The 15,873-nt window shown below is 41.7% G+C and carries 15 protein-coding genes; 12 read left to right on the top strand and 3 right to left on the bottom strand.

The window, feature by feature from the left end; all coding sequences use genetic code 11:
• Position 1: 1 nt before the first annotated feature.
• From pilW to ndk, 3 genes are all read right to left on the bottom strand, one after another.
• A complete protein-coding gene (gene pilW, locus A391_RS0109520; RefSeq protein WP_019898998.1) occupies positions 2 to 799 on the bottom strand; it encodes a type IV pilus biogenesis/stability protein PilW in 798 nt (265 codons plus the stop codon).
• Positions 800 to 814: 15 nt separating this feature from the next.
• Complete coding sequence (gene rlmN / locus A391_RS0109525) at positions 815 to 1,918, bottom strand: 23S rRNA (adenine(2503)-C(2))-methyltransferase RlmN (RefSeq protein ID WP_019898999.1); 1,104 nt, start codon at positions 1,916 to 1,918, stop codon at positions 815 to 817.
• Between the two features lie 98 nt (positions 1,919 to 2,016).
• Positions 2,017 to 2,424, bottom strand: coding sequence for a nucleoside-diphosphate kinase (gene ndk / locus A391_RS0109530; protein WP_019899001.1), 408 nt, complete (start codon positions 2,422 to 2,424; stop codon positions 2,017 to 2,019).
• Positions 2,425 to 2,563: 139 nt separating this feature from the next.
• On the opposite strand from ndk, the gene A391_RS0109535 reads away from it, so the two are divergent.
• The 12 genes from A391_RS0109535 to clsB all read left to right on the top strand — a co-directional run bounded on the left by A391_RS0109535 (position 2,564) and on the right by clsB (position 15,789).
• Entirely contained in the window at positions 2,564 to 3,838 is a 1,275-nt protein-coding gene (locus A391_RS0109535) for a formylmethanofuran dehydrogenase (RefSeq protein ID WP_019899003.1), read from the top strand.
• Positions 3,835 to 5,511 carry a formylmethanofuran dehydrogenase subunit A gene (locus A391_RS0109540; protein WP_019899004.1) on the top strand — a complete coding sequence of 559 codons (1,677 nt, stop codon included), beginning with the start codon at positions 3,835 to 3,837 and terminating at the stop codon, positions 5,509 to 5,511. The genes A391_RS0109535 and A391_RS0109540 overlap by 4 nt, the downstream gene beginning before the upstream one ends.
• A gap of 27 nt (positions 5,512 to 5,538) precedes the next feature.
• Entirely contained in the window at positions 5,539 to 6,198 is a 660-nt protein-coding gene (locus A391_RS0109545; protein WP_019899005.1) for a pyridoxamine 5'-phosphate oxidase family protein, read from the top strand.
• Between the two features lie 6 nt (positions 6,199 to 6,204).
• Positions 6,205 to 7,113, top strand: a complete 909-nt coding sequence (fhcD, locus tag A391_RS0109550) for a formylmethanofuran--tetrahydromethanopterin N-formyltransferase (protein ID WP_029144107.1) — start codon at positions 6,205 to 6,207, stop codon at positions 7,111 to 7,113.
• Positions 7,110 to 7,919, top strand: coding sequence for a formylmethanofuran dehydrogenase subunit C (locus A391_RS0109555; RefSeq protein WP_019899007.1), 810 nt, complete (start codon positions 7,110 to 7,112; stop codon positions 7,917 to 7,919). The genes fhcD and A391_RS0109555 overlap by 4 nt, the downstream gene beginning before the upstream one ends.
• A gap of 126 nt (positions 7,920 to 8,045) precedes the next feature.
• A complete protein-coding gene (locus tag A391_RS0109560; RefSeq protein ID WP_019899008.1) occupies positions 8,046 to 9,590 on the top strand; it encodes a sensor domain-containing diguanylate cyclase in 1,545 nt (514 codons plus the stop codon).
• 144 nt (positions 9,591 to 9,734) lie between these two features.
• Positions 9,735 to 10,961, top strand: a complete 1,227-nt coding sequence (locus A391_RS0109565; protein WP_019897592.1) for an IS256 family transposase — start codon at positions 9,735 to 9,737, stop codon at positions 10,959 to 10,961.
• A gap of 657 nt (positions 10,962 to 11,618) precedes the next feature.
• A complete protein-coding gene (locus tag A391_RS0109570; RefSeq protein WP_019899009.1) occupies positions 11,619 to 12,548 on the top strand; it encodes a rhodanese-related sulfurtransferase in 930 nt (309 codons plus the stop codon).
• Positions 12,549 to 13,223, top strand: a complete 675-nt coding sequence (locus A391_RS0109575) for a hypothetical protein (RefSeq protein WP_019899011.1) — start codon at positions 12,549 to 12,551, stop codon at positions 13,221 to 13,223. It begins immediately after the preceding gene.
• Between the two features lie 4 nt (positions 13,224 to 13,227).
• Positions 13,228 to 13,800 (top strand): peroxiredoxin, encoded by a 573-nt coding sequence (locus A391_RS0109580; protein ID WP_019899012.1) that lies wholly within the window; start codon positions 13,228 to 13,230, stop codon positions 13,798 to 13,800.
• 73 nt (positions 13,801 to 13,873) lie between these two features.
• The gene (locus A391_RS0109585; RefSeq protein ID WP_019899013.1) at positions 13,874 to 14,629 is read left to right on the top strand and encodes an endonuclease/exonuclease/phosphatase family protein; all 756 of its coding nucleotides are present in this window, start codon (positions 13,874 to 13,876) and stop codon (positions 14,627 to 14,629) included.
• A 5-nt stretch (positions 14,630 to 14,634) separates the two neighbouring features.
• Positions 14,635 to 15,789, top strand: coding sequence for a cardiolipin synthase ClsB (gene clsB / locus A391_RS0109590; RefSeq protein ID WP_019899015.1), 1,155 nt, complete (start codon positions 14,635 to 14,637; stop codon positions 15,787 to 15,789).
• Positions 15,790 to 15,873 lie beyond the last annotated feature (84 nt).

A 15,873-nucleotide genomic window follows, 5' to 3' on the forward strand; every position in this document is an offset into this window, starting at 1 on the left:
ATTAATTTCCACTCTGTAACAACTTAGCCTGCTCTGAATCTGGGTATTGGCGCCTCAACTGAAGCGCATAACTTGACTCGTCATCTCGGTGACCAAGCAACCTTGCGATTCTGACTGACAACCAAAGTAGCTCAGGACCAGGCCGACTGAGCATTGCATTCTGCAAAGTAGCTTTTGCACCAGCTACATCATTCCGGTTAAATTGAATAAGTGCAAGCTGATAAGCTGCTGAATGAAACAAAGGCTCAGTTTGCAAAGCTCGCTGAAAATAGATTTCTGCATTACGTGTATCTTGTTTGCGTAATGAGCAAATACCAGCATTGGTATATGCCATTGCTGGTGTTGCATATAATGGATTTTTTACTGCAGCCAAAAACTCTTTAATCGACTCATCGACTCGACCACGTGAGCACAAGAAACTACCATAGTTATTATGCGACTCTGAATTATTAGGCTCAATTTGTATAGCCTGCTTAAAATTCTTCTCAGCCAAAGCATCTTGACCAATTGCAGAATGCACTAAACCTAGGCCGTTGTATGCCAATCCAAAGCTTGGATCAATTTTAGTGGCGACAGTAAACTCTTCTAATGCAACCTCGAAGTTTCTTTGTTGAAAATAAACAGAACCTAAATCGTTGTGTGCGCGTGCCCGTGCTCGCGCATTTTCAGTATCGTATGCTTGCTGTTGCTGAGTTGCACAAGCAACTAAAAAACCAGAACACATCGCGACTAAAGTCAACTGGCGGCCAGCAAATTTGGCGAGAGAAAATTGTCGAGTTAAAAACTGTATCAAATTCATTTAGCATTTACCTCTTTAGCCAACGGATTCTATTGGAATGTGCCTAGCCGTTCGTTTGGTTTTATCCAATACTTTGCCTGCTAATTGACCACAAGCAGCATCAATGTCATCACCGCGTGTTTTACGTACAGTCACAACATACCCTGCCTGCATCAAAATATCACGGAAAACACGAACATGACTCGGTTTAGACGTATCATAACCGCTATTAGGGAATGGATTGAATGGAATTAAATTAAATTTACAAGAAACGTTTTTCACCAAAGCTAAGAGCTGATGCGCATGCTCAACCGTATCATTCACGCCATCTAGCATCACATATTCAAACGTCACAAAATCACGCGGGGCTTTTTCCAAATAACGATTACACGCAGCCATTAGGTCTTTAAGTGGGTATTTCTTATTAATTGGTACAATCACATCACGCAAGGCATCGTTCGGCGCATGTAGAGACACCGCCAATGCAACAGGACAATCTTCTTTCAAACGATCCATCGCTGGCACTAAGCCACTGGTAGATAATGTTACACGGCGACGGCTTAGGCCATATGCACTATCGTCCAACATGATTTGCATGGCAGTCACTACGTTATCGTAGTTAGCCAAAGGCTCACCCATACCCATCATGACTACATTACTAATGATGCGATCATTGGCAGGCAACATGTCGTAGCCTGTTTCTTGTCGCAACGATCTATTTGCAATGGCAAGCTGACCTATAATTTCTGCAACACTCAAGTTGCGATTAAAACCTTGACGCCCAGTAGAGCAAAATGTGCATTCAAGCGCACAGCCCACTTGACTAGAAACACATAAAGTACCGCGATCATCCTCAGGGATAAAAACGGTTTCAATACTGTTCGCAGTATCTGTACCAATGAGCCATTTATGAGTACCATCATTGGATACCTGTGCCAACTGCACTGTCGGCAAAGTAATCTCTGCATCGACAGCGAGTTTTTCACGCAGGCTTTTAGCAATATCAGTCATCTGCTCAAAATCATGCACGCCAAAGTGGTGCATCCAACGCATTAACTGCTTGGCACGAAAAGGTTTTTCACCTCTTTCAGCAAACCATTGAGCTAGCTGTGTTTGATTGTAATTGAGCAAATTGACCAAAATTATTACACCTTAATATTAACTTTCAATTAATTTTTCTAGGTTGCAGTACATGCGTTTGCATGACAAACCAATGTAACGCAACCCGAATAATTAAATTACTTACCGAAGAAGTAAGCGATTTCGATTGCTGCATTTTCAGCAGAATCAGAACCGTGCACTGCATTTGCGTCGATACTTTCAGCAAAATCAGCACGGATAGTACCAGCAGCAGCTTCTTTAGGGTTTGTTGCGCCCATCAAGTCACGGTTAACTTGCACTGCGTTTTCACCTTCTAACGCTTGAATCATCACTGGACCAGAAACCATGAATTTTACCAAGTCAGTAAAGAATGGACGCTCTTTGTGAACTGCGTAGAAGCCTTCAGCTTCAGCTTGTGTTAATTGCGCCATTTTAGCTTCAACAATTTTCAAACCTGCGTTTTCAAAGCGTGTGTAGATCTTACCGATTACATTTTTTGCCACTGCATCAGGTTTGATGATAGAAAGCGTACGTTGAACTGCCATAATTACTCCATTAAATAGACTTATTGAAAAGACCGTTAAAATACCATTTTTAGCACTTAAAATAAACCAACATTTTATGTTATGGTGTTAATTAAATGAGTTTTAGAATCACACTTGATGTGTCAAAATTGGCGTTATTATGAAAAACAATTTAAATTCACCCCTCCCGATCTCTGTTACTTGTCCTGCATGCGGCATGCTTTGTGATGACTTATCACTCAACGACATAACACCGGTATCGATTAAAAACGGTTGCGCCAAAAGCATTGCATTTTTTGAGCAATCTTTTAAATCAAGCAACGAAAGTGCCTGTACGCCAAGCTTATCTGGCAAGCCAACCGATTTAAACACTGCGATTAAAGCAGCAGCTGAAATCTTAGCAAAAAGCCAAGCACCGCTCTTTGCTGGACTCGGCACTGAAGTACAAGGTATGCGCGCCATCATGCGCCTAGCCGAAAAAAGCAACGCAACTCTAGACCATATGCATAGCGAGTCAACCGTACGCAATACACTCACCATGCAAAACGGTGGCTGGTTAACAACCACACTCTCAGAAATTAAAAATCGTGCTGATGTGATTTTAGCCATCGGGACAGATATTGGTAGCAGCCATCCACGTTTTTTCGAGAAACTCGTATGGGACTCGGCAAACCTTTTCAATAAACCAAGCTCCGAAGTAATTTACTTAGGGGTATCTGAAGAAAATGCCAAATCAGGCACTTCACCTAATGGCAAACCAGCAAGCATAATCGGCAACGATCCAAGCAAAGTGCCAGAGATCATTAACGCACTCAACGCCTTGTTAATCAATAAAAAAATTAACACTGAAACCATTGGCAGCATATCTGTGGTGACACTTCAAGCGCTGGTAGAAAAACTGAAAACTGCGCGATATGCGGTGATTGTATGGTCGGCAAGCAGCTTTAAATTCAGCCATGCAGAACTGACGATCCAAAGCATCGTACAACTGATTAACCAGCTTAACGAAACAACACGCGCTGCTGGCCTGCCGCTCAACTCTGGGGATGGCGACTCATCAGTGAACAATACGAGCGCATGGTTAAGTGGATATCCAACTAGAAATCGCTTCGTCAATGGCAAACCTGAGTATGATAACTATCACTTCTCAACACAGAAACAACTACAAAATAGTGATGCACTATTATGGATTAGCACATTTAATCCGCTCAGCCCACCACAAACAACATTACCAAGTATCGTGATTGGACACCCCGACACAAAACTCGACAGCACACCTGATGTGTTTATCCCTGTTGGTATTCCAGGAGTTGACCATGCAGGCACTATGTTCCGTATGGATAGCTCAATCACGTTACCATTAAAAAAATTACGCAATAACGAATTACCCAACTTGAGTGAGGTAATAAATAGAATTGAGGCAGAATTAGCATGATCACTTTACTCAAGAATGGCAAAATCTACGACCCAGCGCACAACAAAGATGGTGTGGTAGAAGATATTTACATCTACCAAGGCCGCATCGTACCGAAACCGCTTGATCAAGCAAAAGTCACCCAAACTTATGACTTAACTGGAAAAGTGGTCATGGCTGGCGCTATCGACATGCACAGTCACATCGGTGGAGGCAAGGTCAACATTGCTCGTATGATGTTGCCAGAGTATCAACAAAAACAAATGCAGGAAATTAAAAACCTGAGCGAACCAGAAGCGCATATCTGCACGCCATATTGTAGCCATCACGCAACACCAACGGCTACAGATACTGGATTTAGATATATCGAAATGGGCTACACCGCTGCTTTTGAGCCTGCAATCTCCCCCATAAATGCGCGTCAGGCGCATTTGGAGATGGGCGACACCCCGATGATTGATAAGGGTGGCTACGCAATGCTGGGCAATGATGATTATTTTTTGCGCATGCTAGCGGCAAAAAAAGACCAAAAAGCCATTAACGATTATGTTGCTTGGATTCTACATGCCACACAAGCAATTGGTATTAAAGTGGTGAACCCGGGTGGCATTAGCGCATTTAAATTTAACCAGCGCAGGCTTAACTTAGATGAAAACCATCAGCATTACCAAGTGAGCCCGCGTGAGGTTTTACAAAGCCTAAGCCGTGCTGTTCATGAGCTTGGCATTGCTAAACCTTTACATGTGCATTGTAACAACCTTGGCGCAGCTGGTAATTTTGAAACCACGCTGAACACCATGGGCGCAAGCAATGGCTTGCCTATGCATTTAACGCACATTCAATTTCATAGCTACGGTACTGAGGGCGATAAAAAATTCTCTTCAGCAGCCGCGCAAATTGCCGAGGCCCTCAATAAAAACAAAAATATTACGGCAGACGTTGGTCAAATATTGTTTAATCAAACTGTCACTGCTTCTGGCGATTCAATGATGCAACACTTGAATGCTAAGCATGCAAATCCTAAAAAGTCGGTGATTATGGATATTGAATGTGATGCTGGCTGTGGTGTATTACCATTTAAATATCGCGACCAAAACTACGTGAATGCATTGCAATGGGCAATCGGCTTGGAGATTTTCTTATCAGTTGAAGATCCATGGCGTATTTTCTTAACCACAGACCATCCTAACGGTGCGCCGTTTACCAGTTACCCTCATTTGATTCGTTTACTGATGGACAAAACTTTCAGAAATGAAGCATTTGCCAAATTGAATCTAGACGCACAATCCATGAGCAACCTCACAAGCTTAAATCGTGAATATAGCTTATACGAAATCGCCATTATGACGCGTGCTGGTGCAAGTAAACTGATTGGCCTAAACGACCGCGGTCATTTAGGTGTGGGGGCAAACGCAGATATTACGGTTTACACAGACCAAGAGAATCGTGAAGCGATGTTTGCCAAGCCTGATTATGTATTCAAAAATGGTGAGTTAGTTGTTAAGAATGGAACCATTGTTAAAGTGGTATGGGGCGCTACGCATACCGCAAAACCTGCGTTTGACATTGGTGTAGAAAAAGACCTAAAAGACTATTTCGACCGCTATCAAACCATCGGTCTAGATAACTTCAAAATTAGCGATGCCGAGATTTTTGACGACGGCAGAGGCAGTGTAGTTGTTAACAAAAACTAACAAGCTACCTTACTGAAAAGGAACGATATGAGTAGGTTATATGGCGAACAACACCGTCAATTGCAAGATGAGTTTGCTACACGAAAGATGGCAGACCGCGTTGAGGAACTGGCTTGTAAAACTGAGTTTGATGAAGAGTCTCAAGGCTTTATCGAACACATGGATATGTTCTTTTTATCGACAGTAGATCATCAAGGCCGCCCTACTGTATCTTACAAAGGTGGTGATGCTGGCTTTGTTAAAGTGATTGATAGTAAAACATTGGCTTTCCCAAGTTACGATGGCAACGGCATGTTTTTCTCGATGGGCAATATCACGACACAGCCTCAAGTTGGTTTGTTGTTTATCTCATTTGAAGCACCTCATCGAATCCGTGTACAAGGCACCGCAACGATATCTCGTACCGACCCACTCATGAGTGAATACAAAGAGGCGGACTTTATTGTTAGAGTTACCCTGTCAGAGTTATGGCAAAATTGTCCGCGCTACATTCACCAACGCACTAAAGTACGTGATTCACGCTATGTGCCACGTGAGCATTGTGAAACACCGATTGCCGAATGGAAGCGCTTGGATTTAGTTCAGGATGTACTGCCAGAAGCGGATGTTACGAAAGTAAAAGAACTAGGTACCATTCAAATTGAAGAATGGATTGATAAAATTAAAACTGCTGACCCTACGGCTTAAATGATGATGTTGCTAAATACTATACAAATTGACGATACTTTTGCCGAAGCTTTTAACATGCGCGGCACACGCGTAATTATTACCGCGCAAAACCTAAAATGGGCATATCATGCCGCCAATGCAATGACAGGCTTTGCAACCTCAGTGATTGGCTGTGGTGTTGAGGCTGGTATTGAACGTGAGCTAACGACCGAAGAAACGCCAGATGGCAGACCAGGTGTAAGTATTCTTATGTTTGCAATGGGTAGTAAAGTGCTCATGCAACAACTAGAAACTCGGATGGGCCAATGTATCTTGACTTGTCCGACTGCTGCTGCTTTTTCAGGTATTGATGGCGAAGATAAAATCAGTCTAGGCAAACACCTACGCTATTTTGGTGATGGCTTTCAAACCTCTAAACTGATTGATGGAAAACGCTACTGGCGCATTCCAGTGATGGATGGTGAGTTTATTACAGAAGAAACCACCGGCATGGTACGCGCAATTGGTGGTGGTAACTTTTTGATTCTCGCCACATCGCAACCAGCAGCGCTTGCTGCAGCTGAAGTAGCTATCGAAGCCATGAAAAAAGTGCCTAACGTGATTATGCCGTTCCCTGGTGGCGTGGTGCGGTCTGGCTCTAAAGTCGGCAGCAAATATAAAACCATGTTTGCATCGACCAACGATGCATTCTGCCCTACACTAAAAGGCGCTACCAATACCGAGCTTTCACCAGAAATTGAAAGCGTGATGGAAATTGTGATTGATGGTTTAACTTTTGAAGATATTGCACTCTCAATGAAGGTGGGTATTGAGGCGATTTGCAACCTAGGTGCTGCCAGCGGCGTTAAACGTATTTCAGCCGGTAACTATGGCGGCAAACTTGGCCCTCACCTTTTCAAATTACATGATATTTTAAATGGCAGCAACTCATGAACGCGCTCACCTTTACATTAAAAAATGCACTCAAATTTTCAGTCAACTGCAGTGGTTTAACCCCAAATAGTTTGGAAAGCAAATCGATGACTGATATTGCTAATACTAAAGTAACTTATGGCAATCACTCAGTCCAAGTGACTGATTTATTTGATATCACAGGTAGTGACGTTACGCATATCGTCTTTAAGAATGCATCCAATAAGATGGATTATATTGGTGCTCATATGTCATCTGGCAACATTACGATTGAAGGTAATGCTGGTGCCTATTTAGGCTTCACCATGAAAAGTGGCGAAATTCACTGTACTGGCAGTGCAGAAAGCTATGCTGCATGCAATATGGTTGGTGGCCTATTAAAAATTGACGCTAACGTAGGTGACTTTTTAGGCGCAGGCTCTGAAGGATTGCGTAAAGGGATGCGTGGCGGTACTGTTCTCATTAAAGGTAACGCTGGAGACCGCGTGGGTGACCAAATGCGTAGAGGTTTAATTTTAATTGAAGGCAATGTGGGAGACTATTGTGGTAGCCGCATGATTGCAGGCACTATTGGAGTGTTGGGTAACGTTGGCAGCTATACTGCTTTTAATATGCATCGCGGCACGCTGTTGCTAAAAAATGTACCTAACTTACACGCAACAGTGCAAGATTGTGGCACACACACATTGCCATATCTGAGCCTATTATTTAAATCATTTAAAAAATACAACACCCCATTTAGCCAACTCAGCTCACAACGCGTGCAGCGTTTTGTGGGAGATGCTGCTTACAAAGGCAATGGTGAGGTATTGATTCTAAACGCTTGATTTATAATTAATATAAAAAAGCGAGCTAATTCAACATGAAACCACTTGAACTTTATACTCAGCCGCTTGCCGTATCGTATCAATTAAATTCCTTATTAAGTTAGTGAAGCATTTCCTTATCAAACCATGCGTAAATGCTTCACATTCGATCAGTTAAAAATTGCAATTTTAATTAGTTGCGCATACTACGCACTTGCGTTATTAGGCGTATATCAAACAGTGAGTGCGCAAGGCATTGCAATTGTATGGCTTGCAAATGCTGTTATTTTAGCAGCGCTTCTCATACTTCCTTATCGCCAATGGCCACTCATTTTAATAGGCACCTTAGTCGCTGAAGTGATTGCTGACATTTCCACGTTTCCCATATGGTCTGCAGTATCATTTGGACTTATTAATATACTTGAAGTAACACTTGCTGCTACACTGATTCGCCGCATCAGTGGAGAACAGTTTGATTTTGATAAATTGAGGCGTGGTGGCTACTTTTTGCTCTTTGGGCCTTTAATTGCATGTGCAATTGCAGGCTTAATCGGCGCAACAATTAACTTAAAGCTTGGAAACTCAGCTCTAGACTACTCAAAGTTTTGGTTGATTTGGTGGTTTGGCGATGCACTAGGGCTGATTCTATTAACACCTATGATAGTCGTCGTTTGGCGTTTTTTTGAGTATGGTATTCCTAAAATACCTAACAAAATAATCATTGAAGCTACACTATTTTCACTCATACTAGTTTTGATTGGTATTTATGCGTTTTCTGGAAATCATGAGCAGTTACAGTTTCTCGTTAGCCCATTATTATTGTTATCTCTAGGAGTTTATGCTGCCATTAGATTCGGTGTATTAGGTGCAACTTTCGCCGTAACAATTGTTGCCACTTTAGCAGTATATCAACTCACACAAGGCATATACCCTTACTCGACTAAATCTGTACAAGAAGCTGTATGGTTAACGCAAGAATATTTGGCTCTGATTTCTGTTGTCTCAGTTGGACTAGCCATATTGATGCGCGAAATTAATAACCAACGCAGGGCGCTCGAAGAAAAAGAATATGCATTGAGAATGCATAACAGCACACTAGAGTCACATGTACACGAACGCACTTTATTGCTTGAAAAAGCCAACAATGCTTTGCATGAAGCAAATATACAACTTGCACATATTGCCTCAGTTGATGAACTAACTGGTATAGCGAATCGCCAACACTTTAGAACTGAAGCTCAACGTGAGCTTAATCGCTTGAAACAGGATAACCAAACAGCATCGATGATTTTAATCGATTTAGACTATTTTAAGCGCGTTAACGACACCTACGGCCATGGCGCTGGTGACTTCGTATTAAAGTCAATCGCAGAACCTATACGTCAATCACTAAGGCCAAAAGACCTCCTCGGACGGATGGGCGGTGAAGAATTTTTTATATTACTCACTGAAACAAACGTTAATAGTGCAGCAAATATCGCAGAGCGTATCCGTCAAGCACTTGAAAGCCTCGAACTGCATTACGATGGCAATATGATCAAAATCACTGCAAGCTTAGGTGTAGCTGAGTTAAACAAACATGAAAACTGGAGCAATCTAGAAGATCTAGATGACTTAACAAGTCGAGCGGACCAAGCACTTTACCGCGCAAAAGAGCACGGTAGGAATCGTGTTGAGACTGCAACAGAATAATTCGTATAAGATTAGTGGTAATACTCGTATAAGTGATACGAATTTGTTAGTTACTAACTTTAAAGTCTAGTAACTAGGGGGTGTAAATAATTTTGTGTAAACGTCATTTTGCAGGAAACTGCTATTTTCAGGAATGGAATAAAAATGACGATACCAAAAGTATTACCCAATGATCTAATTGATAGCTTATTAGCTAACTATAAAAAACCAGAAGACCTGATTGGTGAGAATGGTCTTCTCAAGCAACTCACCAAAGCACTGGTTGAACGTGCGCTGCAAGCTGAGATGGCTGAACACCTTGGCCATGACAAACACGAAGCAGTAATGAATGGCACTGGCAATGCCCGTAACGGTAAAAGCCGTAAGACGCTCAAGGGTGAATTCGGTGAATTGCCTATTGAGATTCCCCGTGATCGTGATGCCAGTTTTGAACCGCAACTGATTCCTAAACATCAAACACGCTGGACAGGCTTTGATGACAAGATCATCTCCCTGTACTCGCGTGGCATGACGGTGCGTGAGATTCAAGGCCACTTGGCTGAAATGTATGGCACTGAAGTGTCACCTACGCTCATTTCATCGGTCACTGATGCTGTGGTTGAAGATGTGAAGCAATGGCAGTCTCGCCCATTGGATGCTATTTACCCAGTGGTGTATCTGGATTGCATCCATGCCAAAGTACGAGATACCGGTGCGGTCAGGTCTAAGGCAGTCTATCTTGCCATCGGCATCAACATTCAGGGAGAGAAAGAAGTATTGGGGTTGTGGATCGCCCAGACCGAAGGTGCCAAGTTCTGGCTAAGTGTTGTGACTGAACTCAAGAATCGAGGGGTACAGGACATTTTCATTGCCTGTGTGGATGGTCTAAAGGGCTTTCCTGAGGCGATCGAAACTGTCTATCCCAAGGCAACGGTTCAATTGTGTATTGTGCATATGGTGCGTAACAGCTTGAATTACGTGGGCTGGCAGAAGCGTAAGCTTGTGGCTGCTGATTTAAAGCGCGTTTATACCGCGTCAACGATTGATGAAGCAGAACAATATCTGTCTGAGTTTGAAGTAAGATGGGATGATGCCTACCCACCGATTGCACAATCCTGGCGCAGCAACTGGGCGCGTATCATACCGTTCTTTGATTACCCACCAGAAATACGCAAAATCATCTACACCACCAATGCGATTGAATCGGTGAATATGAGTTTACGTAAAGTGACGAAGAGCCGTGGTTCATTTCCAAATGATGAAGCTGTGATGAAATTGTTCTACTTGGCGCTGCAAAACATCAGCAAGAAATGGACGATGCCACTACGTGATTGGAAACCTGCTTTAAATAGGTTTACTATTCAATTTGAGGAGAGGATGCCTCAGCAGTAATCAACCGACGTTTACACAAAATTCGGGACACCCTCAGTAACTAATATTTAATATTTTTAATTAAGTCCAGTTTCAGCTAAAAATCGGTTAAAACATTCATTCACAATCACTTCCATACATTAATAATGGGACGTAACACAATTAATCCTCATCTTTTCTAGGTCTCTCTGCTTTATCTGCTGTTGCTTTACACCCCAATACCACTTCAACTTGCTCTCCAAAATTCATTACCTAACACATAATTACTGTATCGATTAATTGTGTTACGTCCCCTATTTACTTATTAATCAAATTCCTAAGGTTTTATTGACGATAATGAGATACACAGCACAACTTCATTTTTTAATTTGATATTGCTGTTTGGTTTTAAAGTTTGAGTGTGATGGCAATCAGCGCTTATCAATAATGCATCAAAAAATGTTGTTTAATAAACATCATGATATTTTTCAGGGATGATATACGACACGATTACTTCAGAGTGAAGCAAGGACTTAAGTTAACAATTGTTTACAATAAGAGCTTGTTTAAATTAACTATAATCTGATTTAAATGACATCATGTTATTTCAGTTTAATAGCACTGACACATCAATGTAGATAAACATTGTTTTATAAAATCATCTGTTAAAATAGCGTATTACATATTACTGCAACTGCCATGCCTAAGTACTTGACCGCCGCCTTATACAAATTTGTTAGCTTGCCTGAATACCAGACATTGCAGGCCCCCATTCTTGCTGCATGTAAAATTCATCATATCAAAGGCACGCTATTGCTCGCAGAAGAAGGCATCAATGGCACCATTGCAGGCCTGCCTGAAGACATTCATCTTTTATTAAATTATTTACGCACAGCGCCTTTGTTTGCAAGTAAGTTTTCGGACTTGGAACACAAAGAATCTTTTGCTGATGAGCATCCGTTTTACCGCATGAAGGTAAAGTTGAAAAAAGAAATCGTTACACTTGGCGTACCTGGCGTTAGTCCTACTAAGAAAGTTGGTACTTATGTGAAACCTGAGGACTGGAATGCCCTGATTTCAGATCCTGATGTTGTGTTGATTGATACTCGTAATGACTACGAAGTGGATATTGGAACGTTCAAAGGAGCAATTGACCCTAAAACAACCACTTTCCGTGAGTTTCCTGAGTATATTGCGAAAAACTTTGATAAAACCAAACATAAAAAAGTCGCCATGTTCTGCACGGGTGGAATTCGTTGTGAAAAAGCATCTTCTTACATGTTGGACCAAGGGTTTGATGAGGTCTATCACTTACAGGGCGGAATATTGAAGTACCTGGAAACAGTGCCAGAAGAACAAAGCATGTGGGAAGGTGAATGTTTTGTATTTGATCAACGCGTCGCCGTTAAACACAATTTAGAAGTCGGTGAATTTGACCAGTGTTACGCCTGCAGACACCCGCTATCACCTGCAGAAATGAAAAGTGAGCAATACGTTGCTGGCATTTCATGCCCGCATTGTTTCGATAAAGTATCAGAAGAAAAGCGTGCAAGGTTATTGGAAAGACAAAAACAGGTGGCATTAGCAAAACAACGTGGTGAAACACATATTGGTGAAAAACAAAAATAAATGTGTACTGCTCGTGAAAAAGAAGCAATTAGCGCCTACTTCAAGTTACTTGAGAAAAAAGGCGCAAAGAGTGGCATGCTTTATAAGCGCTCGTTATTTTTAGATCAATTTATTCCATTACTAAAAAACCAACCGCTTGAGCGGTCAAGCTATAGCAAAGCCATTGAAAAAATCATTAAAACTATTCCTGCTGATATCTGGCATGATAGCCTGAACACAGCCAGAGAGTTCTACCCATTCTGGATGCAAGATATTAAATCAATCGCGGCATTTAGTCGTCAGGGTGGTTTTGATATACAGCCACTTAAATGGCAACCTCAACCTACGTCACTAAAAGTACTGACCGATGCTTTAAAAACCGCTAAATTCGATGCAACAGAATCTAGGCATTTAAGCGCGTATAAACAAGCGTTAATGGACAAAGGCGCAAACCAACAACTACTGGACAATCGTCTTAACCTTGCAAAAATATTACTCTTACAATTAAAAGGCTCACCAACTGATGATGCAAGAATCTATCGAGTTGCTGTTGATGTAACGCTTCCATTATTTAAAATTGATGAAAACAAGCAACTATTCTTGCTAGTTATCCGCGAGTTTTATCAATACTGGATAGATAACCCTGATAATAATTTAGGGTCAGACCAAGGAATTGAAGTTACCTTTATCGACTAGATTTATGATGACAGACCTATCCATACTGCCAGAAAGTCTTTTAGCACCATCTGATGATAACGCAGCACGGCATCTTAAGGGCATGAACTTACCTGCGTTAAGACTGTTAGGCACAGATTACGTCAACATTAACTTAGCTGAGCTAAAACACAGACACGTAATCTACATTTATCCAATGACGGGGCGGCCTGATACTCCTTTGCCAGATAGTTGGGATCAAATACCTGGAGCGCGTGGTTGCACACCACAATCCTGTGCATTTCGTGACCATTATGCAGAGTTGCAGGCACTGAACGTTAATGTATTCGGTCTGAGTAGTCAGACAACTGAATATCAACTTGAAGCGCGTAATCGTCTGCATCTTCCATTCCAGTTATTAAGCGATCACACACTTCAACTGAGAGATCAGTTGCAGCTACCAACGTTCTCTGTTCTCGGCAAGACACTGTACAAGCGTTTAACGATGATTATTGAGAATGGGAAAATTAAAAAAGTGTTTTACCCGGTATTCCCACCAGATCGTAATGCCGATGACGTGATTGCATGGTTACTTGCCCATCCGTTAGCGATCGAATAGTAAGTGGGATAAGTCTGTGCTAGCATGAATGGCAGTGATATTTAATTGCATCTAATCATGAAGTGAAACTAACGTGCACAACACTCTCCGTATTGCCACTTTCAATATCCACAAAGGATTAACCCATTTTAACACCAGCTTTTCGTTGCACCACCAACGTGATCTATTACGCAAACTACACGCAGACGTTGTGTTCTTACAGGAAGTGCGTGATGTACATAAAGAACACAGCAAACGCTTTGATGCTTGGCCAATAGCTGGGCAAATGGAGTTTTTAGCGGACACCGTATGGAAAGAATACGCGTATGGAAAAAACTCAGTATATCCAGCGGGTCATCATGGTAATGCTCTATTATCTAAATTCCCGATTATTAAAACGACGAATATCGATATTTCTGCACACAGCACTGAAGAGCGAGGTATGCTACATACCGAAATTAGCATCCCTAACTGGGATGTACCATTACATACGATATGTGTACACTTGGGCTTATTCGCACGCTGGCGCAAGCAACAACTGATGGCGATTAAAGACTATATCCAGCAAGAGATTCCGCCACACTCTCCATTAATTGTTGCAGGCGACTTTAATGATTGGGGCATGCGCTCTGGCAAAGACTTTGCACATCAAGTTGGGTTACAAGAGGTATTTGACCACCACACTGGCAAGCCAGCACGTAGCTTCCCATCGTGGCTACCGATTCTAAGATTAGATCGTATTTATACTCGTGGATTTAAGATTCAGCATGTAGAAGTTCACTCTGGCGCACACTTTGTTAAACTCTCTGATCATGCCATGTTGTCTGCAACATTAATCAAAGGCCATTAAGCGTTATGCATTTCATCAGCGGAAATCAAATTCAGCTGTTACGAAGCGGCATTGAGTACTTTCCTGCCCTAGAGCATGCGATTGACCATGCGCAGCATGACATTTATATACAAACCTATATTTACGAAGCAGACGAAATAGGTACACGTATTGGTAATGCTATGATTAATGCCGTGAACCGCGGTGTTTCGGTATATTTGCTGATTGATGGGTTCGGCTCAAAGACCTTACCAAAAACGTACATTGAATCGCTAGAATCAGCTGGTGTTAATGTCATGGTTTATCGGCAAAAGATATCTCCATGGACCTTTAAAAAGAATCGATTACGCAGGCTGCATCAAAAAGTAGCTGTAATAGACGGTATAGTCGCATTTGTCGGTGGAATTAATATTATTGACGACCATAATGTGCCGCACCAAACTGCCCCTAGAATTGATTACGCAGTTCGCGTACAAGGCGCACTTCTACCTACAATTTCAAATAACGTAAAAAAATTATGGCAACGTTTAGCCTGGCTACACTTTCACAGTAAACCAGTCTTAACCCCTGACACTCACGCTCCCGTTCATTCCACCAAAGAAAGTATTAAAGCCGCTTTTGTGACACGAGACAACATATTGCACAGAAGAGATATCGAAGCAGCATATTTAAAAGCCATCCATAGTGCCAAGCATGAAATCATGATTGCCAACGCTTATTTTATTCCTGGCAGACGTTTCCGAAAGGCATTAATCAGTGCGGCTAAACGTGGTGTTAAAGTAAAACTACTACTGCAAGGTCGCAAAGAATACTTTTTGATGTTCGCAACCCATGCTTTTTATCATGTTTTTTTGAAAAATGGCATTGAAATCTATGAATATCGAAAAAGTTTTATGCATAGTAAAGTCGCTGTAATTGATCAAGAATGGGCGACGGTAGGTTCATCAAACATTGACCCATTTAGCTTATTCTTGGCGCGTGAAGCTAATATCATTGTGAAAGATAAATACTTTGCCACTACCTTACACCAAGATATCCTCACGGCTATTCATGATGGTGCTTATGAAATTAAAGTGAATGACTGGGCTAAAGGAAACATTGCAAAACGCTTTCTTTCTTGGGTTGCATATGGACTGGTTCGCCTATTCTTAGGCATTATAGGGTACGCAGATCAGCATTAAAATCACACATAAAGATTCATTCTCTTAGCTCGTCCACTACACTTTCTTTGACTTGTTAAATTTCATTGAACTTTAACCCGCCTG

This window comes from Methylotenera mobilis 13, from assembly GCF_000384255.1.
Lineage (GTDB): Bacteria > Pseudomonadota > Gammaproteobacteria > Burkholderiales > Methylophilaceae > Methylotenera > Methylotenera mobilis_B.